Raw genomic sequence first — 22,687 nt, forward strand, 5'->3', positions numbered from 1 at the left:
GTCAAACATCGAAGTCCAGGCCGATGTCGCTGAACAGACCACGTTCCTCGGCCCAGTTCTCCTTGACCTTCACATGCAGGAACAGGTGCACCTTGCGGTCGAGGATGTCGCACAGTTCCTCGCGCGAGGCCTGGCCGATCCATTTCAGGGTCTGGCCGCCCTTGCCGATGACGATGACCCGCTGGCCTTCGCGCTCGACCAGGATGGTCTGCTCGATGCGCACCGAGCCGTCCTTGCGCTCCTCGAAGGCGGTCGTTTCGACCGTTGCGGCGTAGGGCAGTTCCTCGTGGACGCGCAGATAAACCTTCTCGCGGGTGATCTCGGCGGCCAGCAGGCGCGCCGGCAGGTCGGCGGTCTGATCTTCCGGATAGAGCCAGGGCCCTTCCGGCATCATCGAAACCAGCTTGGCCGTCAGGTCCTCGACGCCCGCGCCGGTCGAGGCGCTGATCATGAAGACGTCGGAATAGACGCCGGTGTCGAAGAAGTCCTTGGCCACGGCCAACAGGGTGTCGCGCTTGATCCCGTCGATCTTGTTCAGCGCCAGGATCACCTTGCGGTCGGCGGCCTTCAGGCCTTCGATGATGGTCTGGACGTCCTGGGCCGAGCGGTACTCGCCGGGCGTGGCCTTGTCGGCGCGGCTGGCCAGTTCGGCCTGCACGTCCACGAGGTGAACAGTGGCCTCGGCCTCTTCCGATCCAGCCCAAGCGGCGCGGACCATGGCGCGGTCCAGGCGGCGGCGCGGGCTGAAGATCCCAGGGGTGTCGACGAGGACGATCTGGGTGTCGCCCTCGATGGCGACGCCGCGCACGGGGAAGCGGGTGGTCTGGACCTTCTGGGTCACGATCGAGACCTTGGCCCCGACCATGCGGTTGACCAGGGTGGACTTGCCGGCGTTCGGCGCGCCGATGATGGCGGCAAAACCCGCGCGAGTTTGGGAGGTGGTGTCAGTCATTGCGCGTGCGTTTAGCACCGATGCGCCAAAAAATCCCGCAGTCGTTCAGTTGGCCGCTCTTGTGTTGCGAAGCGACATCGCCAGCAGAACCAGGCACAGGCCGAACACCAGAACACTTCCGTAGTGTTGCGGCGGATGATGCGCAGCGTTCGCGCCCTTGAGCAGCCAGCCGTCCAGCGCCATCAGGCCCCGCTCCAGCGCCGTCAAAGCCAGGAACAGCGGGACAAGGGTCCGGTAGCGCCAGCCGACGAGAAGCAAGCCGACGCCATGCGCGATCTGCAGCGCGCCCATCCAGGCGGCCATGCTCACGATGATCTCGCGACGGGTCGACAGATCCACACCGGCGATCACACCAATACCGCCGTCCGGCAGCGCAAAATGGATCACGCCAACGCCGAGGGTCATGAGCCCAAAGACCATCAGCGCCCAGGCCGCCAGGCGGGATCCGCGATAGGCCGCATTGGTCGAAGGCGGCAGGAGGCTCATGCTAATCGCCCCAGGTCCGTTAGCAATAAAGCGACCTGCCCCACCGCCGCCGCCAGGGCCAGCAGCAAGCCAACCCAGGCGGAGGGCTGAACCAGCAGGCCGCCGAGCCTCTGGGTCGGGAAATTCAAGGTTTGGGGCATGGCCGCGAACTTGAACTCGTGGGCGCCGGCGAACCTCGGATTACACACCAACCGGGCGAGGTCGCGCCGGCTGCGATAGCGCATCAAGGCGATGAACGACCAATCGGGTCCGGGATCCACGCCCCAGGTGTCGAAGTATCCGCCAACCTTGCGCGCCGCGAAGGCCGGATAGCCGCCGCGCGCCAGCAATGCCGGAAGGAACATCTTCGTATAGCCCGCCATGACCTCGCGCGCAGACGCTTGGCGCCCGGCTGGATCCGTCACGCGGTCGGGCGACAGCCGCACCACGTTGAGCATATGGAACGGCCGTCCGTCATCGGCTTCCAGAAACGCGCGCATCGTGGCCAGCGCATTTCGGCCATTTTCGCCCGCGCCCTGCGCCTGCAGCGTCGCCAGAACGGCTTCGATTTCCGCTGTCGAAAGGCGACCGCGCCAGTTCCGATGCCAGCCTAAGAAGACGGCGTACACGATCGCCGCGACGGCCCATGTCCAGAAACTCGCCATCGTCGCCTCCAGATAATGACACGAACCGTGCCACTATATGCAGGCGGACGCAACGTCTCCGGCGCCTTCAGCTCAACCCCACGCCCCTTCGCGCTCCAGCAGCGCCTTGGCGGCGGCCTTCTCGGCCTCTTGTCGCGACTTGCCCTTGGCGATGGCGGGGTCGACGCCCTTGACGGCCACCTCAACGGTGAACACCGGCGCGTGGTCGGGGCCCGTGCGGTCCATCACGCGGTAGGTCGGCAGCGGGCGACCCTTGCCCTGCGCCCACTCCTGCAGCGCGGTCTTGGGGTCGCGCGGACGGCCTTCGCCGGCGCGGTCGAACTCGTCGTTCCACAGATCAAGGAACACCTGGCGCGCCGCCTCAAGCCCGCCGTCCTGATAGAGGGCGGCCATCAGGGCCTCGGTGGCGCCGGCCAGGATCGAGTCGGTCTCGCGGCCGCCGATCTTGCTGGACGAGGCCGACAGGCGCAGCGCCGGACCCAGTTCGGCCTTGCGGGCCACACGGGCGCAGGTTTCGCGGCTGACCAGGGCGTTGAGGCGCGGCGCAAGCTCGCCTTCCTTGGCCTTGGGGAAGCGCTGCGCCAGCGCCTCGGCGGCCAAAAGGCCCAGCACGCGGTCGCCGATGAACTCCAGCACCTCGTTGTCGCGGACCTTCTTGGCCCCGTCCCCGACGCTGGCGTGCGTCAGGGCGCGTTCGAGCAGTTCGCGGTCTTCGAACCTGTGGCCGATCCGGCGCTCAAGGTCGCCGACGGCGGCGACCCGTCTATCCATGGCGCCCAAGACCCAACAAAGTCACTTCAGCACGTGGAAGAAGCGGCTGGGACGCGCGTTCAGGAACCAGGTCCACGGCTTGAAGAGGCTCGCCTCGGCGTTCCACGACAAGAGGATGATCTGGGCGCGGCCGACCAGGTTCTCGGCCGGCACAAAGCCGACGCCGATCTCGTCGCCGATAAACTGGTCCAGCTCATAGTCCCACTTGCAGGCGCTTTCCTTGTAGGGCGAGACGCCCGGATCAAAGCGGCTGTCGGCCGAGTTGTCGCGGTTGTCGCCCATGAAGAAGTAGCAGCCGGCCGGAACCGTATAGATGCCGGTGTTGTCGCCACGGCTGTCAGGCCCGAAGTCCTGGATGTTGTACGGACGACCCTCGGGGCTCGTTTCCTGGAAGCGCTGCACCTGCTGGGTGAAGCCATAGCCGGTGTCGACCAGGGCCGGGGCCTGCGCCTTGCGCGGCAGGGCCTTGCCGTTGATGTAGACCTCGCCGCCGCGGATCTGGACCTTGTCGCCGGGCATGCCGATCAGGCGCTTGATGTAGTCGGTGCGATTGTCGCGCGGCAGCTTGAACACGACGATGTCGCCGCGCTTGGGCGCGCGATCGAAGATTCGGCCCTTGATGATCGGCGGGCTGAACGGGATCGAGTGCTTGCTCCAGCCATAGCTGAACTTCGACACGATGATGTAGTCGCCCTGATAGAGGTTCGGCTCCATCGAGGCCGACGGGATCGTGAAGGGCTGGAACAGCAGCACCCGCAGCACCAGGGCGATGCCCAGCGCATAGGCGACGGTCTTGACGATCTCGATCAACTCGGCGATCGCGCCCTTCTCTTCGGGCGGCGTGATATCGTCGGCGGCGTCGGTCATGCGGTCGCGGGGCTCTTCGAATAGGGGTGACCGGCGAACCGGCTCGGCTTTGCTAGACGGGCTTGGCCGGACGGGCAAGAGCGGCGCGTAGCCAAGCTTCATGGCGAGGTTTGGGCCGCGCGGTCAAACGTCCTCGGGCAGCAGGCGAATTTCAACCGTGCCGCCGGCCTCATAGACCGGATTGCCGGCCAGACAGCCTGCGGCGTCCTCGAGGCTATCGGCGGCGATCCGGACGAAACCCGTCAGGTGCGTGGACACTGGCCCAGGCGCGCCAACCTTGCGATAGCAGGCGCCCTCGCCCACGGCGCTGCCGCCGCGCAAGCGCCCCGCGCTGGCAAGACCGTCAAGATAGGCCTCCCAGTCGGCCGCCCGCTCCTCGTCGCCGTCGTCATGCATCAGCAGGATGTACTCGGCCACGCGGGTCTCCCTTAGCGCTTGGGCAGGGCCTCAATGATCACGAACGCCTGGGCATAAGGGTGATCATCAGTCAGCGACAGATGGATCACAGGCTCCATCCCCTCGGGAACCATGGCGTTCAGGCGTTCAAGCGCCCCGCCGGTCAGGGCCAGGGTCGGCTTGCCAGAGGGCAGGTTGACCACGCCCATGCCCGCCAGATGCACGCCGCGCTTCAGGCCGGTGCCCAGCGCCTTGGAGCAGGCTTCCTTGGCCGCGAACCGCTTGGCGTAGCTGGAGGCGCGATCGGGCTTGCGCTCAGAGCGCGTGCGCTCGGTCTCCGTGAAGACCTTGTGCGTAAAGCGGTCACCGAACCGTTCCAGCGACTTCTCGATCCGCCGGATGTCGCAGAGGTCCGAGCCGATGCCGATGATCACGCCAGGGCCTCAAGCTCGACGCGCGCGGTGTCCATCAAGGCGCGCATGCGGTGGATCGCTTCTGGCAGCCCCACGAAGATCGCTTCGCCGATCAGGAAGTGGCCGATATTGAGCTCGGCGATCTGCGGGATGGCGGCGACCGGCTTGACCGTGGCGTAGTCGATGCCATGCCCGGCATGGACCTCAAGGCCAAGCTCATGGGCCAAGGCGGCGCCGGCCTTGAGCCGCTTCAGGATCGCCTCGGCCCGCGCCGTCTCACCCGCCCGCGCCGCGTCGCAGTAGGCGCCGGTGTGTAGTTCGACCACTTGAGCCCCAGCCGCGACGCAGGCGCGAATCTGGTCGGGATCGGGCTCGATGAATAGCGAAACCCGCGCCCCCACGGTGCGCAGCCGCGCGGTGGCGTCGGCGATGCGCTTCTGGCCCTTGATGACGTCGAGGCCGCCCTCGGTGGTGACCTCCTCGCGGCGCTCGGGCACCAGGCACGCGGCGTGCGGACGCGCGTTCAGGGCGATGCCGACCATCTCGTCGGTGACCGCCATCTCGAAGTTCAACGGCTTGCCGCGCTTGTGGCAGAGGTCGGTCAGCACCGCGATGTCGGCGTCACTGATGTGTCGGCGATCCTCGCGCAGGTGGGCGGTGATGCCGTCGGCGCCGGCGATCAAGGCCAGCTCGGCCGCGCGGACGGGCTCGGGATACGAAGCGCCGCGCGCGTTCCGGATCGTGGCCACGTGATCGATATTGACGCCCAGCCGCAAGCTCATGCGCTCAGGTCCTCCTGCCTTCGACGGCAGGGTTACTCCCCCCGCCGCCCGAATCCTAGGGCGCCGCACCTCACTTGGGCAGGTGCGGTTTTGCAACGGTGGCGGGCGTTCGCCGGATGGACAAAGCCCGGAAGGCGTCGGATCGTGCGGTCGGGGCAATTGGGGGAGACATCAAGCCATGTTCAGGAAGACTGGCCTCGCGATCACCGCGAGCCTGCTGCCGCTCGTCGTCGCGCAAGGCGCTGCTGCAGCTGAAATCTCGGCCGGTAAGCTCAAGAGCCTGAAGGCCGACGCCGTCGCCGGCGTCGAAAGCCGCGCCAAGCTGGCCCAGGTGATGAACGACAAGATCTTCTCGTTTGGCGAGCTGGGCTTCCAGGAGGTCGAAACCTCGGCCTACATCACCAAGGTGCTGGAGGAGAACGGCTTCACCATCCAGCGCGGCGTGTCGGGCATCCCGACCGCCTGGACGGCGACCTGGACGCATGGCCAGGGCGGTCCGACCATCGCCCTGGGCAGCGACATCGACTGCATCCCCAAGGCCTCGCAGAAGCCGGGCGTGCCCTGGCATGACCCGATCATTCCCGGCGCGCCGGGACACGGCGAAGGTCACAACTCCGGTCAGGCCGTGAACATCGTCGCCGCCCTGGCGGTGAAGGACCTGATGGTCAAGCAGAACATCGCCGGGACCCTGGTGCTGTGGCCCGGCGTCGCCGAAGAGCTGGTGGCCGGCAAGGCCTATATGGTGCGCGACGGGGTGTTCAAAGGCGTGGACGCGACGATCTTCACCCATGTGGGCGCGAACCTGCAGACCACCTGGGGACAGCCGTCCGGCACGGGCCTCGTGTCAGTGAAGTACAGCTTCCACGGCGAGTCCGCGCACTCGGCCGGCGCGCCCTGGCGCGGGCGCAGCGCCCTGGATGCGGTCGAGCTGATGAACATCGGCTGGAACATGCGCCGCGAGCATCTGCGGCCCGAGCAGCGCTCGCACCACGTGATCAGCGACGGCGGCGACCAGCCCAATGTCGTGCCGTCCGAGGCGACCGTCTGGTACTATTTCCGCGAACAGACCTTCGCCGCCATCAAGAAGAACTGGGCGATCGGCGACAAGATCGCCAAGGCCGCCGCCGACATGACCGACACCAAGGTCGATTCCGCCATCGTGGGCACGGCCGCGCCGCGCCACTTCAACCGCCCCATGGCCGAGGCCGCCCAGAAGAACATCGAGCAGGTCGGCCTGCCCAAATGGACCGACGACGAGCAGGCCTTCGCCAAAGCGGTTCAGAAGAACGTCGGATCCACCAAGCAGGACGGCCTGGACACCAAGCTGAGGGGCCTGAAGCCACCGGAGGAAAAGCCCGAGAGCGGCGGGTCGGACGATATCGGCGACATCTCGTGGATCATGCCGACGATCACCATCAACTACCCGGCCAACATCCCCGATCTGCCCGGCCACCATTGGGCCAACGCCATCTCGATGGCGACGCCGATCGCCCACAAGGGCGTGGTGGCCGGCTCAAAGGTGGTGGCGATGACCACGCTGGACCTGCTGACCCAGCCCAAGCTGCTGGCCGACTCGAAGGCCTACTTCACCAACGTCCAGACCAAGGACCAGAAGTACGTGCCGATGCTGACAGCCGCCGACAAGCCGCAGGTCCAGATGAACGCCGATGTGATGGCGCGCTTCCGGCCCGAGATGAAGAGGTTCTACTACGACCCCGACAAGTACGGCACGTACCTGGAGCAGCTGGGCGTCGCCTGGCCAGTCAAGACGCTGACGCCGCCGGCGGGGGCGAAGTAGGCGGGGGCTCTCTCGCCTCTGGCTTAGGCCCCGAAAACGCGTGTCATCCCGGCCGTAGCGCGGAGCGCGTAGAGCCGGGACCCAGGGGCGGCGCGCACGGCGCTTCGTCACCCCTGGGTCCCGGATAGCCTCTACGAGGCTTCCGGGATGACACTCTTTATCGTGTGACGCGCTCGCTCAGCCCTTCAACCGGCGGCTGCCCGGATCCTCGATCGGGATCGCAGCCAGTTCCGGCGGCAGGGCGTCGGCCGGATAGGCCGGGACTTCCAGGCTGGCCAAGGCGATCAGCGGCACGCCGACGTCGGCCTTGCCGCCCGAACGATCGACGATGCACGCAGCCGCCACGACGTCGCCGCCAGCGTCCTTGATCGCCTGGATGCACTCGCGCGACGACAGGCCGGTGGTGACGATGTCCTCGACCATCACGACCTTCTGGCCGGGCTCCAGGTGGAAGCCGCGCCGGAACTTGAAGCCGCCGCCTTCACGCTCGACATAGATCGAGGGCACGTTGAGGTGGCGCGCGGTCTCATAGCCCGGAATGATGCCTCCGACGGCGGGCGAAACCGCCACGTCGACCTGGCCGACCGTGGCGATGATCTTCTGGGCCAGCGCCTTGCAGAGCCGTTCGCAGCGCTCGGGGCGCATGAACACCAGGTTCTTCTGCAGGAACACCGGGCTGTGCAGGCCGCTGGACAGCACGAAGTGGCCTTCGCGCAGGGCCCCTGCGGCGCGGAATTCGTCGAGGACGTCGTCGTTGGTCATGAGCGCTGCCTATAGGCCCAAGCGGGCGAGTCTTCAAATCCCGGTTGCCTCGGCGTCGCGTTTCAGGCTCTACCGCGACCATGACGGAAGAAGCCCAACGCCCTCGCGTCGGCTGCGGCGCAGCCATTCTGGACGACCAGGGCCGCCTCTTGCTGGTCAAGCGGGTCAAGACCCCCGAGGCCGACCACTGGGGCGTGCCCGGCGGCAAGCTCGACTGGGGCGAGGCCGCCCGCACCTGCGCCGAGCGCGAGATCCATGAAGAGCTGGGCGTGCGGATCACGGCCGGCCGCGTCCTGGCCGTCACCGACATGGTCGCCGACGACTACCACTGGGTGGCGATCACCTACGCCGTCGAAGGCTTCGAGGGCGAGCCGACCATCCAGGAAGCCCACGCCCTCCACGAATGGGGCTGGTTCGCCCTGGACGCCCTGCCCTCACCGCTGACCGCGGCGACGCGCGATGCGGTGGCGGCGTTGGGGCAGTAAGACCGCCGTCGCAACGACGCCAAGCCCCCTTCTCCCCTTGCGGGAGAAGGTGTCGGCCGAAGGATGACGGATGAGGGGTCGAAATCCTGCTCCGGTAAGCCCGCATGACCCCTCATCCGGCGCTGCGCGCCACCTTCTCCCGCAAGGGGAGAAGGATACGGAGTCGCGCCCCCTACCCCCGCGTCCGGTCCACCGTCTCCACCGAGGGACACGCCCGTAGCGCCGCCTGGATGTTGGTCAGGTGCTTGGCGTCGCGGACCTCGACGTCGATGTCGGTGTCGAAGAAGTCGCTCTGCCGGTGGTGCATGCGCAGGTTGACGATGTTGCCGCCGGCCTCGCCGATGATGGTGCAGACAAGGCCCAGCACACCGGGGGCGTTCTGGATCGTGGCGTGCAGGCGGGTCAGCGAGATGGTCGAGCGTTCGGCCTCGGGCGTCCAGTTCAGGTCACGCCAGAGCTCCTCGCGGTCCTCGTATTCGGCCAGGCGCGGACAGTCGATCGTGTGGACGTCCAGGCCCTCGCCGTCCTCGCGCAGGATGCCGACGATGCGGTCGCCCGGCACGGCGCTGCAGCAGTGGGCGAAGTGCAATGAGACGCCGGGCGTCAGACCGCCGCCGCGCACGTAGAGCCGCGCCGCCTCCTGGCCGCCTTCGATCTTGCGCCGGGCCGTCGCGGCCTCGCGCTCGGAGTCCTTCATGCCCGGATAGGCCGTCTCCAGCACCTGGCTGGGCGAGACGCGGCCGCGACCGACGGCGTCGAACAGCGCCTCGTCGCTCTCCAGCACGAAGCGCTCCAGGATCGGTCGCAGCGACACGTCCTTCAGCTTCTTGCCGGCGCGCTCGAACACCTGCTCCAGCGACGCGCGGCCCAGACGCAGGAACTCTTCCTTCTCGGTCTGGCGGATATGGCGGCGGATGGCCGAGCGGGCGCGGCCGGTGACCGTCAGCGAGCGCCAGTCGGGCGGCACCACGGGCTTGGAGCCCCTTACCACCTCGACCACGTCGCCATTGACCAGCGGGGTGCGCAGCGGCTTCAGCTCGCCATTGATCTTCACACCGATGCAGGTGTCGCCGACGCTGGTGTGAACGGCATAGGCGAAGTCCAGTGGCATGGCCCCGCGCGGCAGGCTGACCAGCTTGCCCTTGGGCGTGAACACGAACACCTGATCGAGGAACATCTCGAGCTTGGCGTGCTCGACCAGCTCTTCGCTGTCACCGCCATGCTCCAGCACCTGGACCAGCTGGCGCAGGTTGGCCAGCGGATCGCGGCCGCCGGCGGCCTCCATGCCTTCCAGGTCGAGGCCGTAGGAGGCGTCCTTGTAACGGAAGTGAGCGGCGACGCCCTCTTCGTTGACGCGGTCCATGCTCTCGGTGCGGATCTGCATCTCGATGCGCATGCCGCGCGGCCCCACGACGGTGGTGTGCAGCGAGCGATAGTTGTTCCGCTTGGGCGTCGAGATGTAGTCCTTGAAGCGGTCGGGCACGCTGGACCAGGCGCGGTGCACGACGCCAAGCGCCCGGTAGCAGTCTTCCTCGCTGTCGACGATCACCCGGAACGCATAGATGTCGGACATCTGCGAGAAGCCGATCGACTTGCGCTGCAGCTTGCGCCAGATCGAATAGGGCGACTTCTCGCGGCCGAAGACCCGCGCCGGCAGGCTGGCCGACTCCAGGCGCGCCGAGATCTCCTGGCTGACCAGGGTCACGGCCCCGCCCTGCTCTTCGCGCAGCACGTCCAGGCGCCGGATGATAGCGTCGCGCGCCACCGGATTAGTGTGCTGGAAGCTGAGCTCCTCCAGCTCGATACAGATCTTGTGGCAGCCGATGTTACGGGCCAGCGGGGCGTAGATGTCGCGCGTCTCGCGGGCGATACGCTCGCGCTTGGCCTGGTTCTTGATGAAGTGCAGCGTCCGCATGTTGTGCAGACGGTCGGCCAGCTTGACCAGCAGGACGCGGACGTCCTTGGAGATGGCCAGGATGAATTTGCGCAGGTTCTCGGCCTGCCGCATGTGCTCGGCTTGCAGCTCGAGCTTGGAGAGCTTGGTTACGCCCTCGACCAGCTCGCCGATCTCCTCGCCGAACAGCTTGGCGATCTCTTCCTTGGTGACCGGGGTGTCCTCGATCACGTCGTGCAGCAGCGCCGTGACGATGGTCGCGGTGTCCAGCCGGTATTCGGTGAGGATGCCCGCGACCTCGATCGGGTGGGCGTAGTAGGGATCGCCGCTGGCCCGGGTCTGCGAACCATGCATGCGCATGGCGTAGACATAGGCGCGGTTCAGCAGCGCCTCATCGGCGGTTGGATCGTAGGCGTGAACCCGCTCGATCAGTTCGTACTGGCGAAGAAACTTGGGGCGCGGCTTGGCCGGCGCTTCGGTCGTCGCGGCAGGAGCCAGAGACGACGACGCGCCCGATTCGGTCCCCGAGGGGAGCGAGGCGGGCGCGCGTTCGGATGGAGCGGTCTGGCCGACCGCTTCAAGGGTCAGAGGGTCTGCGCCTTCGGGGCTCAGTACCGCTCCTCCTGACCGCCGTCGCGGTCGCTTTGCAGCGCGCGAACCAGTTCCAGCTCGCTCATTTGCATGTGGCTGGGATCGGCCAGCAGGGCCAGGGTCTCGGCCTCTTCTTCAGCCTCGGTGTGCTCGTCAACGCGCTGCAGCGTGCTGATGAGGTGTTCCTTCAGGCCTTCGTGATCGATCACGTCGTCGGCGATCTCGCGCAGGGCCACGACCGGGTTCTTGTCGTTGTCGCGGTCGACCATCAGCGCGGCGCCGGCGGAAATGCCGCGGGCGCGGTGGGCCGAGAGCAGAACGAGCGCGAAGCGGTTCGGGACCTTCTCGACGCAATCTTCGACGGTGACGCGGGCCATGAGTTCCTCGGGCTGCCGGTAAGCAATCACAAAATAGGCTTCTGTGCGGCGACACGCAACGCCGCGCACGTCCATCCTGCTTTCGCGAGCGGGCGCTTATGCCCGCTTCGGGGGTCAATGTCCAGCATCGCCGTGCGGCGCGGCCGTCAGCGCGCCTTCTGGGGATAGATCGTTTCGCCGCGTTCAAGCATGGCCACGAAGCTCTCGATCTTTTTTTGCCGACCGGCGGGCGTCTTCATGTTGTGGGTGCGGAAGGCCAGCGCGAAGCGGTTCTGCGCGGTCAGCCGATCCAGCATGGCGCGCGCCGCCGGGTTGGCGTCGATCGCCGCCTGAAGGTCGTCGGGAATCTTCATGCCCTTTCCGCTGCCATAGGCGCGGTCCCAGCGGCCGTCGGCCTTGGCCGCCTCGACCTCGCGCAAGCCGTGCGGGGTCATACGCCCCTCGGTGATCAGGCGAGCGACGTTGTCGACATTGATCTGGCTCCAGATGCTCTTTCTGGTGCGCGGGGTGTAGCGCTGCAGATAGCTGCGAGCGTCAAAGCTCTTTTTCACGCCATCGATCCAACCCCAGCACAGCACCACGTCGATCGCCTGGACCGGGGTGATCGAGGGCAGGCCCGAGGACAGCTTGTGGATCTTGATCCAGACCTCGGCCTGGCTGTCATGATGCTGCGACAGCCAGTCATAGAAGGTGGCGGCGTCGGCAAACTCCCGGACGTGCGCGGGATTGACCTCGATGGCGGCCATGATGCGTCCTCCAGACAATCGGGCCTGTCTTAGCGGATCTGCTGTCAGGCTGCGGCAACAGGTCGCGCGTCGCGTCCGACCGTCGCCGTGGCGGCGAGGCGGAAGGCCGGCTCGCCGGTGATCGGGTGAATCCAGCCCGAATAGAGCTCGGCGAGCGGCCCCATAACGAACAGCCGCTGGTGGGCGCGGGGATGCGGCACGACCAGATCGCCATCCACCACCGTGCGACCATAGGCGATCAGGTCCAGATCCAAGGTCCGGGGCGCGTTGGCCTCTCCCCTCGCCCGCCCAAACCGCGCCTCCAGGTCGTGCAAGGCATCCAGGACCTGGCGCGGCGACAAGGCGGTGCGCACGACCGCCACCCCGTTCAGATACTCCGGCCCCGCCGGGTCGGGCCAGGCGGCTGACCGCCACCAGGTCGAGCGCGTGACGACGTCCAGCCCCACCTCCGGCAGCGCCGTCAAAGCCGCTTCCAACAAGACCTCGCGACTCGGATAGGCTCCCGGCAGATTACAGCCGAGCGCCACGACAACGGCCTCATCCAAGTCATTTCGAACGACCTGATTTTTCAAGGAATTACCGTGACCTTCTATCCGACCGATCGGCTCGCCCTGTTTATCGACGGGGCCAATCTGTATTCCGCCGCCAAGGCGCTGGGCTTCGACATCGACTACCGCAAGCTGCTCGACGAGTTCAAAAAGCGCGGGATTCTCATCCGCGCCTATTACTACACCGCGATCGCCGAGAACGACGACTATTCGCCGATCCGGCCGCTGGTCGACTGGCTGGACTATAACGGCTTCACCCTGGTCACGAAGCCGGCGCGCGAGTTCACCGACAGCCAGGGCCGCAAGCGCTGGCGTGGCGATATGGATATCGAGATTGCGGTCGACATGCTGCAGATCGCCGAGACCGCCGATCACCTGGTGCTGTTCTCGGGCGACGGCGACTTCCGCGCCCTGGTCGAGGCCGTCCAGCGCAAGGGTCGCCGGGTCACCGTCGTCTCGACGATGAAGAGCCAGCCGCCGATGACCAGCGACGACCTGCGCCGCCAGGCCGACAACTTCGTGGATCTCGCCGACCTTGGAACCATCATTGGTCGCCCACAGCGGGTCCAGCCCCGCCAGGTGTCGGACACGCGCACCCCCGCCGAACGCGAAGCCGACGACGAGTATTGAGATGAGCCAGGCTTCCAACATCGTCGGTGAGGTCGTCCCCAACCCCGCCGAGCCGCCGCGCGACTGCCCGCTGTGCCCGCGCCTCGTGGCCTATCGCCGTGAGAACCAGGACCTCTACCCAGACTGGTTCAACGGCCCGGCGCCGTCGTTCGGCGACAAGGACGCGCGGCTGCTGGTCGTGGGCCTGGCCCCTGGCCGCAAGGGCGCCAACCGCACGGGCCGGCCGTTCACCGGCGACTATGCCGGCGCCCTGCTCTACGAGACCCTGATCAAGTTCGGCTTCGCCACCGGCCAGTTCGAGGCGCGCCCTGACGACTCGCTGAAGCTGGTGGACGCGGCGGTCACCAACGCGGTCCGCTGCGCGCCGCCCGGCAACAAGCCCGAGACTTCCGAAGAGAACGCCTGCCGACCTTTCCTGAAGGCGCGGCTTGATATGTTCCCGAACCTGAAGGTCATCGTCACCCTGGGCGACGTCTCGCGCCGCAATGTGCTCAAGACCCTGGGCCTGAAGGCCTCTGCGGGCGTGCCGGGCCATGGCTCGGAGTTCCAGGCGGGCCCCTATCGGATCTTCAACAGCTACCACTGCTCGCGCCTCAACACGAACACCGGCCGCCTGACCACGCCGATGTTCGAGAACCTGTTCGCGCGGGTGAAGGCCTATCTGGACGAGGCGGGCTAGAGAGCGCCGGAAGCGGAACCGAGGATCGCGCGATCGAGGCGGCGCTGGTCAGTCGGGTCGCGCGAGCTCGTACCAGCAGCCGGGCTCCCAGACTCCCCGCGCGGAAGCAAAGACGGGCCGCTCGCCAACGAACCGCATGCCCAGCTTGGACAGAATCGCTCGCGAGGCTGCGTTGTCTGGGTGAGCCTGGGCTTCGATCGTCTCGGCGGCCGGCAGCTGTGACCAAACGGCGGAAAGACCTGCCTGAGCGGCCTCCATCATGTAGCCCTGGCCATGAGCTCCCTCTGCGAGATGATAGCCGATCTCGACCCGGAGCCGCTGGTCTTTCGCGCCCCCGCCGAAGCCGCCGATCACCAGATCATCCGACAATCTCTCGATAGCGTAGCTGACGTGCCAGCCTTCGCTTACGCCTGCCCTCGCCTCGACAATACGTTGTCGCGCCAGTTCAGGTGGGGTCGGATCTGGCCACGAGCTGAGCCAACGGCTCACCTTAGGTGTCATGTTGGCCGACAGAGCCGCCGCGTCACTCGGACGCCAACAGCGGAGCCGAAGTCGCGGCGTAACGACGACGGGAAGCAACTCCTCCCCGTCCCCGCTCATCAGACCAGCGAGCCCTTGCCGCTGGTCACTTCGGTGTAGCGGTGCACGCGGACGGCCTGGATCAGGCCAAAGCCGATCATCACCGTCAGCATGACGGTGCCGCCGTACGACAGCATCGGCATGGGCACGCCCACGACCGGCGCCATACCCATCACCATCGCGCCATTGATCAGCACATAGACTGCGAAGGTCGAAATGGTGCCGCCGGCGGCCAGACGCCCGAAGTGACTGTGGCTGATCGAGGCGATCCGCAGCGCCATGAAGATCACCGCGCCATAGAGGAACAGCACGGCGAAACAGCCGACGAAGCCGAACTCCTCGGCCAGGGTGGCGAAGATGAAGTCGGTCTGCTTTTCGGGCAGGAAGTTCAGCTGGCTCTGCGAACCCAGGCCAAAGCCCTTGCCCAGCAGGCCGCCCGAGCCCAGCGCGATCTTGGACTGGACGATCTGATAGCCCTTGCCCGACGGGTCGGCCTCGGGGTTCAGGAAGGTCATCACCCGATTGCGCTGATAGTCGTGCAGCACGAACAACACAAAGGGCGGGATCGCGGCCATGAACGCGGCGATGCCCGCGAAGATGATCCGCCAGGACAGCCCAGCCAGGACCACGATCGACAGCCCGGTCGCCGCGATCAGCATGGCGGTGCCGAGGTCAGGCTGGTGCGCCACCAAAAGCACCGGCGCGGCGATCATCCCCGCTGGGATCAGCAGCCGCCAGGACATCCGGGCGCTGTCGGCCGACAGGCCGTGATAGTAGCGCGCCAGGGCCAGGACGAGGCCAATCTTCATGATTTCCGAAGGCTGGAAGCGGAACCCGCCGATCGACAGCCAGCGCTGAGCGCCCAGCGAGACATCGCCGGCGACCTCGACGGCGATGAGCAGCAACAGGCCCACAACATAGATCGGATAGGCGGCCATGAACCACCAGCGCAGATCACACATGGCCAGAATGACCATCATGATGAAGTAGAGGCCAAAGCGGATCAGATGCTTGGCCGCCCACGGCTCCCAGGACGCCCCGGCGATCGAGAACAGCATCAGCGCGCCCGCGCCGGCGATCAGGCACAGGACCAGACAGAAGGTCCAGTCGATCTCCATGAACTTGATGGTCGGCCGGTCGCGTTCGCCGGGCCGGCTAAGGCCGCCGCTCAGGGTCATATCTGGCCTCCCTCGGGAGTCGTGGGGGGCGCGCCCGGGACGGGCGGCGGCGCTTCGACCGGATCGTCCGGCGCGGCGCCTTCGATCTCGGCCTCGGGAACCGCCTCTGGCAAGGGCGCAGGGCGCTCGATGCGGGCTCGGATCTCGGGATCCTTCAGCAGCGCCACGCGCATCACCTCGCGGGCGCGCGGCGCACCGGCCGTGGCGCCGCCCAGACCACCGTGCTCGATGATGACCGAGACCGCGTAGCGGGGGTCGTCATAGGGCGCGAAGGCGACGAACAGGTTGTGGTCCTTCAGCCGCCAGCGCACGTCCTTGCTGTCGCGCGAGACGCCCTTGTCATAGCTGCGCACCTGCGCCGTGCCGGTCTTGCCGGCCATCTGCACGTCGCCCAGCCCCAGCTGACTGTTGCGATAGGCGGTGCCGCGCACGTCGTTGGCCACGGCGGCCATGCCTCCACGCACATAGGCCAGATGCTCGGGCGAGAACGGCAGGTCCGGCACTTCCGAACCGGCGGGACGCTCCTCATCGCCGATGGACTTGATCAGGCGCGGAACCAGCGCCTTCTTGGCGTTGGCCAGTCGGGCCGTCATCACGGCCAGTTGCAGCGCATTGACCGTCAGGGCGCCCTGCCCGATCGCGTAGCTGGGGGTCTCGCCGGGAAACCAGATCTGGTTGGCGGGATTGCGCTTGAAGGCGCGCTTCTTCCACTCGCGGTCGGGGACGATGCCCTTCTTCTGGCCGGGAATGCCGATGTCGAAGGTTTGGCCAAAGCCCACGGCGCGCGCGGCGCGGGCGATCGCGTCGGGACCGATCTTCAGGGACGTCTGGTAGAAGTAGATGTCGCACGAGTTCTTGATCGCGTCGTGCATGTTCTGGGGGCCGTGGCCGCCCTTCTCCCAGCAACGCCAGACGCGGCCACCATAGTACCAGCTGCCAGGGCAGTTGATCCGAATGTCGGGGTCGATACCGGCGGCCAGGGCGGCCAGGCCCACGGTCGGCTTGAAGGTCGACCCGGGCGGGAACAGGCCGGTCATCGACTTGTCGAGCAGCGGCTTGCGCTCGTACTCGGCCAGGGCCTTGTACTCGGGTCCGGAAAGGCCGCGCACGAAACGGTTGGCGTCGAAGCTCGGCGCCGAGGCCATGCACAGCAGGTCGCCGTTGCGGCAGTCCATCACGACGATGGCGCCGCTTTCCTCGCCCATCACTTCGAGGGCGCGGTTCTGGATGTCGGCGTCCAGCGTCAGGTGGATGGCCTTGCCGGCCGCGGGCGGGATATCGCCCGCGGGGTCGAGGCGCACGACGCGTCCCACGGAGTCGACCTCGGCCTTGGTCGCGCCGGCGCGTCCCCGCAGGTCCTTGTCGAACGCCTTCTCGACGCCCTGCTTGCCGATCCGGAAGCCCGGATGGTGCAGAAGATCCTGATCCTGGTTGGCGTCGCCCTCAGCCGCCTTCAGGTCGCGATCCGACACCTTGGCGACATAACCGATCACGTGCGCGAAGGCGCCGCCGAACGGATAGACCCTGACCTCGCCCATGTCGGCGGTGACGTTGGGCAGTTCCGGCGCCCGGATGTTGACGCGCGAGAACTCCTCCCAGGAGAGGTCCTCCATCACCACCACCGGAGCCTTGCGCGGCGCACGTTCCAGTTCTCGAAGGATCCGCGCCCGGCGCGTGCCGTCGATCGGCACCAGCTTGGACAGGTCGTCGAGGACGGCCTCAGCTTCCAGGCCCTTGTCCTTGTTGATCATCAGGCGGAAGTTTGGCCGGTTCGACGCCAGCGACACCCCGTTGCGGTCCATGATCAGGCCACGCGGCGGCGGCACCAGGCGGTAGTTGAACTGGTTGCCGGCGGAGAGCTTCTGGTAGCGCTGGGCTTCGACCAGCTGCAGTTGCGCCAGCCGCCCCCCTAGCGCCAGCAGGCCCATGCCCGTCAGACCGCCCAGCAGGAACGCGCGCCGGTGGAACACGCCCTGACGCTCGTTGACCTCGAAGAAGAAGATGGACGGTTCGCTCATCGCCTCACCGGAACCGCACGTCGGCGTCCTCGAAGCGATCGACCAGGCGGTGGGCGAACGGGAACAGCAGCGCCGTCACCAGGAACTGCCAGAACACCGCCAGCAGGCTGGGCATGGCCAGGCTGTCGAGCATGGTGAACAGGCAGCCGGCGATCATGGCCATCGCGGTCACGCCGGCGAACCAGGCCCACATCATCGGCCGGCTCTGACCGGTCATCGCGTTGCGCAGGATCAGCACCATCGCGTAGGCGACCAGCAGGGCCAGGCCCCAAAGGCCGGTCGGCCCGCCCCAGAAGATGTCCAGGAACAGCCCCAGCACCAGCAAGGCGAACGGCGCCAGGATCGAGGGCCGGATCATCGCCCACGCGAACGCCGGGACCATGGCGAACACCGGCTCTGGCAATTGCAGACCCCAGATCCGGATCGGTGCGGCGAACGCCATGGTGGCGCCGATGCACATCAGCATGGGCACGCCGAGCCATCGCGCCGGGTTGAGAGGCCTAGCGCCGCTCATGCTCATCGGGGCGCTCCCGTCTGAGGCGGCGTGGCGGCGGCCGGGGGACGCGCAGCGGGGGCTGGCGGCTTCGGCGCTTGAGCCGAGGGCGATGGGACCGGCGCGACGGGCTTGGGGGCCGACAGGATCGAGGTCTGGGGGTCTTCGGTCGTCACCGGCGGCAGCGACCGGGCCTGCAGCTGCTTTTCGTCTGCTAGCTGGGCGAAGTCCTTGAACAGCAGGATCCGGACATAGTCGATCGAGGCCTGATCGGCGAACAGCACGACACGCCAGCGGCCATCCAGACCCTTCACCGCCGCGCCGACGGGCAGACCACGCGGCACCACGCCGCCGTCGCCCGAGGTCACGACCCGGTCGCCTTGCTGGATCGGGTCGACCCCGCGCAGGTATTCAAGCTTGGGATTGGGACCGCCATCGCCGGTCAGGATGGCGCGCGCATTGGTGCGGTCGATCATGACCGGCGTGCGCGAGGCGATGTCGGTCAGCAGCAAGACACGGCTGACACCGCTCGACACCCCAACGACGCGACCCACCAGGCCACGCTCGTTCAGGACCGGATTGCCCACCAGGATCCCGCGCTCGGCGCCGGCGTCGGCGAGACGCGTATTGGCGAACGGGCCGCGGCTGTCGCTGACCACGCGGGCCGAAGCCATGGGGATCGGCGGATCGGTGCGAAGACCCAGCAGGCTCTTGAAGCGATCGTTCTGGTCCTGCAGCGCCAGGGCTCGGTCGCGCCACTGACGCATCTCGGCCAGTTCGGCCTTCAGCCGCCGGTTCTCGTGAGCGGTAAAGAAGTAGCTGCGGACATAGTCCAGGCCCAGACCGGTCCAACGCCCCGGCGCGGCGATCGCGCCGCTGACAGGCCGCGCCACGGTGTCGACGGTCTGCCGCGTGACGCCATAGGCCTGCTCCTGGAGCGTCTCGCGACGATCCGCCAGGAGAAAGGCGACCGCGATGACGGCGGCCACGATCAAGGCCACCGCCGCCGTCCACGTCAATGGCACCTTCAGGTCGCCCAGCGGACCTTCACGAAAGCGCACTTAGTTTCTCCCGACGCCCCCCGCGGCGCTTCTAGAAGGAATGCCGGCTTAGGCCAGCGTGGATTCCAGGACGCCCTTCATCCACTTGGGATGCTCCAGCACCTTGCCGCAGCCCAGAGCCACGCACGAGAGCGGGTCGTCGGCCACGGTGACCGGCAGGCCGGTATGGTCGCGGATTTCGGCGTCCAGGCCGCGCAGCAGCGCGCCGCCGCCCGTCAGCATGATGCCCTTGTCGGCGATGTCGCTGGCCAGTTCCGGCGGGGTGGCTTCCAGGGCCACCTTCACGGCTTCGACGATCTGCCCGACCGGTTCGGCCAGGGCGTCGGCGGCCTGCTTTTCGCTGATGCGGACTTCGCGCGGCACGCCCTGCATCAGGTCGCGGCCCTTGACGTCGATCGACAGCCCCTCGCCGTCGGCCGGCGCGCGGGCGGTGCCGATTTCCTTCTTGATGCGCTCGGCGGTCGTCTCACCGATCAGCAGGTTATGGTGACGACGCATGTAGCTGATGATCGCCTCGTCCATCTTGTCACCGCCGACGCGGACCGAGCGCGAATACACGATGCCCGACAGCGACAGCACGGCCACCTCGGTGGTGCCGCCGCCGATGTCGACGACCATCGAACCGGTCGGCTCGTGGATCGGCAGGCCAGCGCCGATCGCGGCGGCCATCGGCTCGTCGATCAGGCCGACGCGGCGGGCCGAGGCGTTCAGGCAGCTGTCGTTGATGGCGCGACGTTCCACGGCGGTGGCGCCCGACGGCACGCACACGATCACCTTGGGGTTCACGAAGCCCTTGCGGTTGTGAACCTTGCGGATGAAGTACTTGATCATCTCTTCGGCGACTTCGAAGTCGGCGATGACGCCGTCGCGCATCGGGCGGATGGCTTCCATGTGCCCCGGGGTCCGGCCCAGCATCTGCTTAGCCTCGATACCCACGGCGTGGACGATCTTACGGCCGCCGACGTTGCGCAGCGCCACCACCGACGGCTCGTTCAGAACGATCCCCTTGCCCTTCATGTAGATGAGGGTGTTGGCCGTTCCGAGGTCGATGGCGATGTCGTTCGAGATCACGCCGAAAAGGGAAGAGAACATTGAAAGCCCTGACTGAGGGGTAGGAGGGGCGTAACGAGCGGTCGGATCGAAGGGCAGATCGTAGAAGAAGGGCCAATTCCGTCTCTGAGACGGCGTCGGCGGAGAAGAAAAGGCTCCTACTTCAATTCAATGCGAGGACAACATGATTCCCGCATTTGGCGGATTTCGATCCGGTCCGCGCGTCCAGTCGCCAGACGGGAGCGCCGCCCCCTGGCCGCGCCGTCGTCCAAGCGACAAGAAACGCGCTGACGCCGCCCGTTTGCCCTGCGAAAGCGTTGATTTCAAGGTCTATTCGCGGAGCTTTTGAAGGCTTTTGCAACCGAGCCGGTCAAGCATCCGAAAGTGGCGAAATCTAGCCGAGCGCGGCCATGACGACGCCGACGGCCGTTATGGCCCCGGCGGCGATCTGCAAGGCCGTCAGACGCTCCTTGAACAGACGTCGTCCGGCGATGGCGGCGATAGGCATTTCGACCACGCCGACCGCCCTGACCAGCCCCACCGGCGACAGCGCCATGGCCGTGAACCACAGGCCAGAGGCGGCCGCGCCGCAAAATCCAGCCCCCAGCGACTGACGCCACGCCGCGATGACGGCCTTGAGCGCTCCGCGATCGCGCCATTCGAGGTAGCCGGTCAGCGCCACGGTCTGGATGGCCTGCACCACCATCACCGTCACCAAGGCCGAAGCGGCCGGATGCGCCGGCTCGAAGGCCAGGCTGGCTTGCCGAAAGCAGTTGGCGCTGAGCGCGAAGATCGCGCCCGATCCCAGTCCCGCCCAGACCGCGCCCTTGCGCATGACGACCTCGCCGCGCGGCCAGGTCAGGATCGCAAGGCCCAAGGAGGCGATCAGCCCGCCGCCCCAGGTCACCAAACCGACGTGGTCGCCAAAGAACAGCACGCCCCAGACCAGCGCGAACGGAAGACCGCTCTGCTGCATGGCGGTGCCCAGCGCGAAGGTCGAGCGCTGCATGGCGGTCAACAGCGCCGCCGTCGCCGCGATCTGCAAGCCCGCCCCGGCGAAACAAGCCAGCCAGAAGTGCGCCGTGGGATGCGCCGTCGCTCCGGGAGTCACCAGCCAAGCGATCGCCGCAAAGACGGTCGCGAAGGGCAGTCCGAACAGAAACCGCACCAGGGTCGCGCCCCAGGGTCCGGCCTCGCCCATGATCGAGCGCTGCGCGGCGTTGCGCGCGACCTGCAAGGTGGCCGCGCCGATGGTGATCGGAATCCAGATCATGTCGTCAACGCACCGCGGCCAGAACCAAACCAGACGCCCAGGCCAGTCGCGTCACGACCAGATCGGCGCGGGCCTCCAAGCGGGCCAGAAGCCCATCGACGTTCGCCTGATGCCCCTCGGGCCAGTTCGGTTGCGGCGACATGTCGTCGATCACGTACACCCCTCCCCGCTTGAGCAACGCCAAGGTCTCGTCGAGGCCCTCGTACTTGCCCGGCCAGGCGTCGGCGAAGATCATGTCAAATGACCCTGGAGCATGCTCGCGGACGTAGTCCAACCCGTCGGCCAGCACAAAGCGCAAACGCTCGTCCTTCAGGTGTTCTCGAGCAACGTCCTGCACGACTGCGTCGACGTCGACGCTGACCAGGCTGGCGGAGTCATCCAGGCCGGCCAGCAACCAGGCCGTCGCCAGCCCCGTGCCCGTACCGAGCTCCAGAATCCGCCCACCGGGCTTCGAGGCCGCCAGGAGACGCAGGAGCGCGCCGGTGTTCGCTTCGGAAGGCATGTCGAAGCCGAGCGCCGTCGTGCGCGCCTGGATCGCCGCCCAGGCGGCCGGAGCGGCGCTGGCATTCTCCCCAAACATGACGTCGTTCCTTATGCGGCCCTTATGCGAAGGGCCTGTTTCCGAATGGAGCCCTTGCGGGCCTTGGACGCAAAACCGAAGGGTCGGCCCACGCTCGGGCCGGTCAAAAGAAGGTTGCTTCGACCATGTCGCCCCACCCGCTTCGCCCCCTGAAGCAAGCCGCCCAGTTCCTGTTGGGCGTGCCAACCGACGGGATCAATCCCGCCCTGGACCGGATGCTCGAGCTCGCCCAGGCCACGCCGCTGTGTTTCGTCGCCGTGGCCGGTCCCTGCGCGGGCGACGCCATGTGCCAGCTGTGGCGGCGCGGCTATCAGCGCGTCGAGGCCGCGCGCCGGGCCACCTGTGGGGCGGCCGACGAGCGCAGCGACGTGCTGCTTGTGATCGACTGCGCAACCGCTCACGACGCGCGCGCGGCCGTCGCCGCGACCTACACGATGCTTCGTCCCGGCGGGACGCTGGTCGTGGACGCGAGCGCGCTGCTCGACGAAGCGCCCCGCAGGGCGCTCGCCGAAGGTTTGCGAGAACTGGGTCTGGACGTTCAGCCCCAGGCGCACCTGGGGGCTGAAATCCTGGCGACGCGGCCGTTCAGCAATCGCCGAACAGCTTGATCCTGGAGCGCGATGGCCGCCAAAAC

The 22,687-nt window shown here is 67.2% G+C and carries 26 protein-coding genes; 5 read left to right on the plus strand and 21 right to left on the minus strand.

The genetic code is table 11. The annotated features are described in order from the left end of the window. Position 1 precedes the first annotated feature (1 nt). The 8 genes from era to CA606_RS11330 form a co-directional block, all read right to left on the minus strand. Positions 2 to 952, minus strand: a complete 951-nt coding sequence (gene era, locus CA606_RS11295; protein WP_096051050.1) for a GTPase Era — start codon at positions 950 to 952, stop codon at positions 2 to 4. Positions 953 to 997: 45 nt separating this feature from the next. Continuing rightward, positions 998 to 1,438, minus strand: a complete 441-nt coding sequence (locus CA606_RS11300; RefSeq protein ID WP_096051049.1) for a hypothetical protein — start codon at positions 1,436 to 1,438, stop codon at positions 998 to 1,000. Further along, complete coding sequence (locus tag CA606_RS11305; protein ID WP_096051048.1) at positions 1,435 to 2,082, minus strand: hypothetical protein; 648 nt, start codon at positions 2,080 to 2,082, stop codon at positions 1,435 to 1,437. The genes CA606_RS11300 and CA606_RS11305 overlap by 4 nt, the downstream gene beginning before the upstream one ends. A gap of 72 nt (positions 2,083 to 2,154) precedes the next feature. Further along, complete coding sequence (rnc, locus tag CA606_RS11310) at positions 2,155 to 2,853, minus strand: ribonuclease III (RefSeq protein ID WP_096051047.1); 699 nt, start codon at positions 2,851 to 2,853, stop codon at positions 2,155 to 2,157. A gap of 21 nt (positions 2,854 to 2,874) precedes the next feature. Beyond that, entirely contained in the window at positions 2,875 to 3,720 is an 846-nt protein-coding gene (gene lepB / locus CA606_RS11315; protein WP_096051046.1) for a signal peptidase I, read from the minus strand. A gap of 123 nt (positions 3,721 to 3,843) precedes the next feature. Beyond that, positions 3,844 to 4,137 carry a YciI family protein gene (locus tag CA606_RS11320; protein WP_096051045.1) on the minus strand — a complete coding sequence of 98 codons (294 nt, stop codon included), beginning with the start codon at positions 4,135 to 4,137 and terminating at the stop codon, positions 3,844 to 3,846. Between the two features lie 11 nt (positions 4,138 to 4,148). Further along, positions 4,149 to 4,550, minus strand: coding sequence for a holo-ACP synthase (acpS, locus tag CA606_RS11325; RefSeq protein WP_096051044.1), 402 nt, complete (start codon positions 4,548 to 4,550; stop codon positions 4,149 to 4,151). After that, positions 4,547 to 5,311, minus strand: a complete 765-nt coding sequence (locus tag CA606_RS11330; protein ID WP_096051043.1) for a pyridoxine 5'-phosphate synthase — start codon at positions 5,309 to 5,311, stop codon at positions 4,547 to 4,549. The genes acpS and CA606_RS11330 overlap by 4 nt, the downstream gene beginning before the upstream one ends. A gap of 178 nt (positions 5,312 to 5,489) precedes the next feature. Between CA606_RS11330 and CA606_RS11335 the strand changes: the two genes are divergently transcribed. After that, positions 5,490 to 7,109 carry a M20 family metallopeptidase gene (locus CA606_RS11335; RefSeq protein ID WP_219933435.1) on the plus strand — a complete coding sequence of 540 codons (1,620 nt, stop codon included), beginning with the start codon at positions 5,490 to 5,492 and terminating at the stop codon, positions 7,107 to 7,109. Positions 7,110 to 7,286: 177 nt separating this feature from the next. On the opposite strand, the gene pyrE is transcribed toward CA606_RS11335, so the two are convergent. Next, the gene (pyrE, locus tag CA606_RS11340; RefSeq protein ID WP_010919429.1) at positions 7,287 to 7,871 is read right to left on the minus strand and encodes an orotate phosphoribosyltransferase; all 585 of its coding nucleotides are present in this window, start codon (positions 7,869 to 7,871) and stop codon (positions 7,287 to 7,289) included. Between the two features lie 80 nt (positions 7,872 to 7,951). Between pyrE and CA606_RS11345 the strand changes: the two genes are divergently transcribed. Further along, positions 7,952 to 8,356 (plus strand): NUDIX domain-containing protein, encoded by a 405-nt coding sequence (locus CA606_RS11345; protein ID WP_096051041.1) that lies wholly within the window; start codon positions 7,952 to 7,954, stop codon positions 8,354 to 8,356. A 172-nt stretch (positions 8,357 to 8,528) separates the two neighbouring features. On the opposite strand, the gene CA606_RS11350 is transcribed toward CA606_RS11345, so the two are convergent. From CA606_RS11350 to folK, 4 genes are all read right to left on the minus strand, one after another. Further along, positions 8,529 to 10,748 (minus strand): RelA/SpoT family protein, encoded by a 2,220-nt coding sequence (locus tag CA606_RS11350; RefSeq protein WP_096051040.1) that lies wholly within the window; start codon positions 10,746 to 10,748, stop codon positions 8,529 to 8,531. Positions 10,749 to 10,858: 110 nt separating this feature from the next. Beyond that, complete coding sequence (rpoZ, locus tag CA606_RS11355) at positions 10,859 to 11,218, minus strand: DNA-directed RNA polymerase subunit omega (protein WP_010919426.1); 360 nt, start codon at positions 11,216 to 11,218, stop codon at positions 10,859 to 10,861. Between the two features lie 146 nt (positions 11,219 to 11,364). Continuing rightward, positions 11,365 to 11,964 (minus strand): YdeI/OmpD-associated family protein, encoded by a 600-nt coding sequence (locus CA606_RS11360; protein WP_096051039.1) that lies wholly within the window; start codon positions 11,962 to 11,964, stop codon positions 11,365 to 11,367. Positions 11,965 to 12,008: 44 nt separating this feature from the next. Continuing rightward, positions 12,009 to 12,509 (minus strand): 2-amino-4-hydroxy-6-hydroxymethyldihydropteridine diphosphokinase, encoded by a 501-nt coding sequence (folK, locus tag CA606_RS11365; protein ID WP_181242556.1) that lies wholly within the window; start codon positions 12,507 to 12,509, stop codon positions 12,009 to 12,011. A gap of 36 nt (positions 12,510 to 12,545) precedes the next feature. Here folK and CA606_RS11370 point away from each other — a divergent pair, with 36 nt between their 5' ends. Together CA606_RS11370 and CA606_RS11375 are read left to right on the plus strand one after the other, a co-directional pair. Next, a complete protein-coding gene (locus CA606_RS11370) occupies positions 12,546 to 13,142 on the plus strand; it encodes an NYN domain-containing protein (RefSeq protein WP_096051037.1) in 597 nt (198 codons plus the stop codon). A 1-nt stretch (position 13,143) separates the two neighbouring features. Next, entirely contained in the window at positions 13,144 to 13,821 is a 678-nt protein-coding gene (locus CA606_RS11375; protein ID WP_096051036.1) for a uracil-DNA glycosylase, read from the plus strand. 48 nt (positions 13,822 to 13,869) lie between these two features. Here the strand turns inward: CA606_RS11375 and CA606_RS11380 are convergent, their stop codons facing one another. The 8 genes from CA606_RS11380 to CA606_RS11415 all read right to left on the minus strand — a co-directional run bounded on the left by CA606_RS11380 (position 13,870) and on the right by CA606_RS11415 (position 22,053). Further along, positions 13,870 to 14,421 (minus strand): GNAT family N-acetyltransferase, encoded by a 552-nt coding sequence (locus CA606_RS11380; RefSeq protein WP_096051035.1) that lies wholly within the window; start codon positions 14,419 to 14,421, stop codon positions 13,870 to 13,872. Next, positions 14,421 to 15,578, minus strand: a complete 1,158-nt coding sequence (gene rodA / locus CA606_RS11385) for a rod shape-determining protein RodA (protein WP_096051034.1) — start codon at positions 15,576 to 15,578, stop codon at positions 14,421 to 14,423. The genes CA606_RS11380 and rodA overlap by 1 nt, the downstream gene beginning before the upstream one ends. Beyond that, positions 15,575 to 17,596, minus strand: a complete 2,022-nt coding sequence (gene mrdA / locus CA606_RS11390; protein ID WP_096051033.1) for a penicillin-binding protein 2 — start codon at positions 17,594 to 17,596, stop codon at positions 15,575 to 15,577. Before mrdA ends, rodA begins: the two co-directional genes overlap by 4 nt. A 4-nt stretch (positions 17,597 to 17,600) precedes the next feature. Next, on the minus strand, positions 17,601 to 18,116 hold the full coding sequence (locus CA606_RS11395) for a hypothetical protein (protein WP_096051032.1): 516 nt from the start codon (positions 18,114 to 18,116) through the stop codon (positions 17,601 to 17,603). Beyond that, complete coding sequence (gene mreC, locus CA606_RS11400; protein ID WP_096051031.1) at positions 18,113 to 19,150, minus strand: rod shape-determining protein MreC; 1,038 nt, start codon at positions 19,148 to 19,150, stop codon at positions 18,113 to 18,115. Before mreC ends, CA606_RS11395 begins: the two co-directional genes overlap by 4 nt. A 48-nt stretch (positions 19,151 to 19,198) precedes the next feature. Next, on the minus strand, positions 19,199 to 20,242 hold the full coding sequence (locus CA606_RS11405) for a rod shape-determining protein (RefSeq protein WP_004623009.1): 1,044 nt from the start codon (positions 20,240 to 20,242) through the stop codon (positions 19,199 to 19,201). Between the two features lie 352 nt (positions 20,243 to 20,594). Beyond that, the gene (locus tag CA606_RS11410) at positions 20,595 to 21,473 is read right to left on the minus strand and encodes a DMT family transporter (RefSeq protein ID WP_096051030.1); all 879 of its coding nucleotides are present in this window, start codon (positions 21,471 to 21,473) and stop codon (positions 20,595 to 20,597) included. 4 nt (positions 21,474 to 21,477) lie between these two features. Further along, complete coding sequence (locus CA606_RS11415; RefSeq protein WP_096051029.1) at positions 21,478 to 22,053, minus strand: O-methyltransferase; 576 nt, start codon at positions 22,051 to 22,053, stop codon at positions 21,478 to 21,480. 125 nt (positions 22,054 to 22,178) lie between these two features. On the opposite strand from CA606_RS11415, the gene CA606_RS11420 reads away from it, so the two are divergent. After that, positions 22,179 to 22,661 (plus strand): hypothetical protein, encoded by a 483-nt coding sequence (locus tag CA606_RS11420; RefSeq protein WP_096051028.1) that lies wholly within the window; start codon positions 22,179 to 22,181, stop codon positions 22,659 to 22,661. Positions 22,662 to 22,687 lie beyond the last annotated feature (26 nt).

Source organism: Caulobacter vibrioides (genome assembly GCF_002310375.3).
Taxonomy (GTDB): Bacteria; Pseudomonadota; Alphaproteobacteria; order Caulobacterales; family Caulobacteraceae; genus Caulobacter; species Caulobacter vibrioides_D.

Excerpts from the sequence above, each read along its gene's own strand:
- era (WP_096051050.1), bottom strand. The coding sequence starts at position 952 with ATGACTGACACCACCTCCCAAACTCGCGCGGGTTTTGCCGCCATCATC.
- CA606_RS11300 (WP_096051049.1), bottom strand. The coding sequence starts at position 1,438 with ATGAGCCTCCTGCCGCCTTCGACCAATGCGGCCTATCGCGGATCCCGC.
- CA606_RS11305 (WP_096051048.1), bottom strand. The coding sequence starts at position 2,082 with ATGGCGAGTTTCTGGACATGGGCCGTCGCGGCGATCGTGTACGCCGTC.
- rnc (WP_096051047.1), bottom strand. The coding sequence starts at position 2,853 with ATGGATAGACGGGTCGCCGCCGTCGGCGACCTTGAGCGCCGGATCGGC.
- lepB (WP_096051046.1), bottom strand. The coding sequence starts at position 3,720 with ATGACCGACGCCGCCGACGATATCACGCCGCCCGAAGAGAAGGGCGCG.
- CA606_RS11330 (WP_096051043.1), bottom strand. The coding sequence starts at position 5,311 with ATGAGCTTGCGGCTGGGCGTCAATATCGATCACGTGGCCACGATCCGG.
- CA606_RS11335 (WP_219933435.1), top strand. The coding sequence starts at position 5,490 with ATGTTCAGGAAGACTGGCCTCGCGATCACCGCGAGCCTGCTGCCGCTC.
- pyrE (WP_010919429.1), bottom strand. The coding sequence starts at position 7,871 with ATGACCAACGACGACGTCCTCGACGAATTCCGCGCCGCAGGGGCCCTG.
- CA606_RS11345 (WP_096051041.1), top strand. The coding sequence starts at position 7,952 with ATGACGGAAGAAGCCCAACGCCCTCGCGTCGGCTGCGGCGCAGCCATT.
- rpoZ (WP_010919426.1), bottom strand. The coding sequence starts at position 11,218 with ATGGCCCGCGTCACCGTCGAAGATTGCGTCGAGAAGGTCCCGAACCGC.
- CA606_RS11360 (WP_096051039.1), bottom strand. The coding sequence starts at position 11,964 with ATGGCCGCCATCGAGGTCAATCCCGCGCACGTCCGGGAGTTTGCCGAC.
- CA606_RS11375 (WP_096051036.1), top strand. The coding sequence starts at position 13,144 with ATGAGCCAGGCTTCCAACATCGTCGGTGAGGTCGTCCCCAACCCCGCC.
- CA606_RS11380 (WP_096051035.1), bottom strand. The coding sequence starts at position 14,421 with ATGAGCGGGGACGGGGAGGAGTTGCTTCCCGTCGTCGTTACGCCGCGA.
- rodA (WP_096051034.1), bottom strand. The coding sequence starts at position 15,578 with ATGACCCTGAGCGGCGGCCTTAGCCGGCCCGGCGAACGCGACCGGCCG.
- mrdA (WP_096051033.1), bottom strand. The coding sequence starts at position 17,596 with ATGAGCGAACCGTCCATCTTCTTCTTCGAGGTCAACGAGCGTCAGGGC.
- CA606_RS11395 (WP_096051032.1), bottom strand. The coding sequence starts at position 18,116 with ATGAGCATGAGCGGCGCTAGGCCTCTCAACCCGGCGCGATGGCTCGGC.
- CA606_RS11405 (WP_004623009.1), bottom strand. The coding sequence starts at position 20,242 with ATGTTCTCTTCCCTTTTCGGCGTGATCTCGAACGACATCGCCATCGAC.
- CA606_RS11410 (WP_096051030.1), bottom strand. The coding sequence starts at position 21,473 with ATGATCTGGATTCCGATCACCATCGGCGCGGCCACCTTGCAGGTCGCG.
- CA606_RS11415 (WP_096051029.1), bottom strand. The coding sequence starts at position 22,053 with ATGTTTGGGGAGAATGCCAGCGCCGCTCCGGCCGCCTGGGCGGCGATC.
- CA606_RS11420 (WP_096051028.1), top strand. The coding sequence starts at position 22,179 with ATGTCGCCCCACCCGCTTCGCCCCCTGAAGCAAGCCGCCCAGTTCCTG.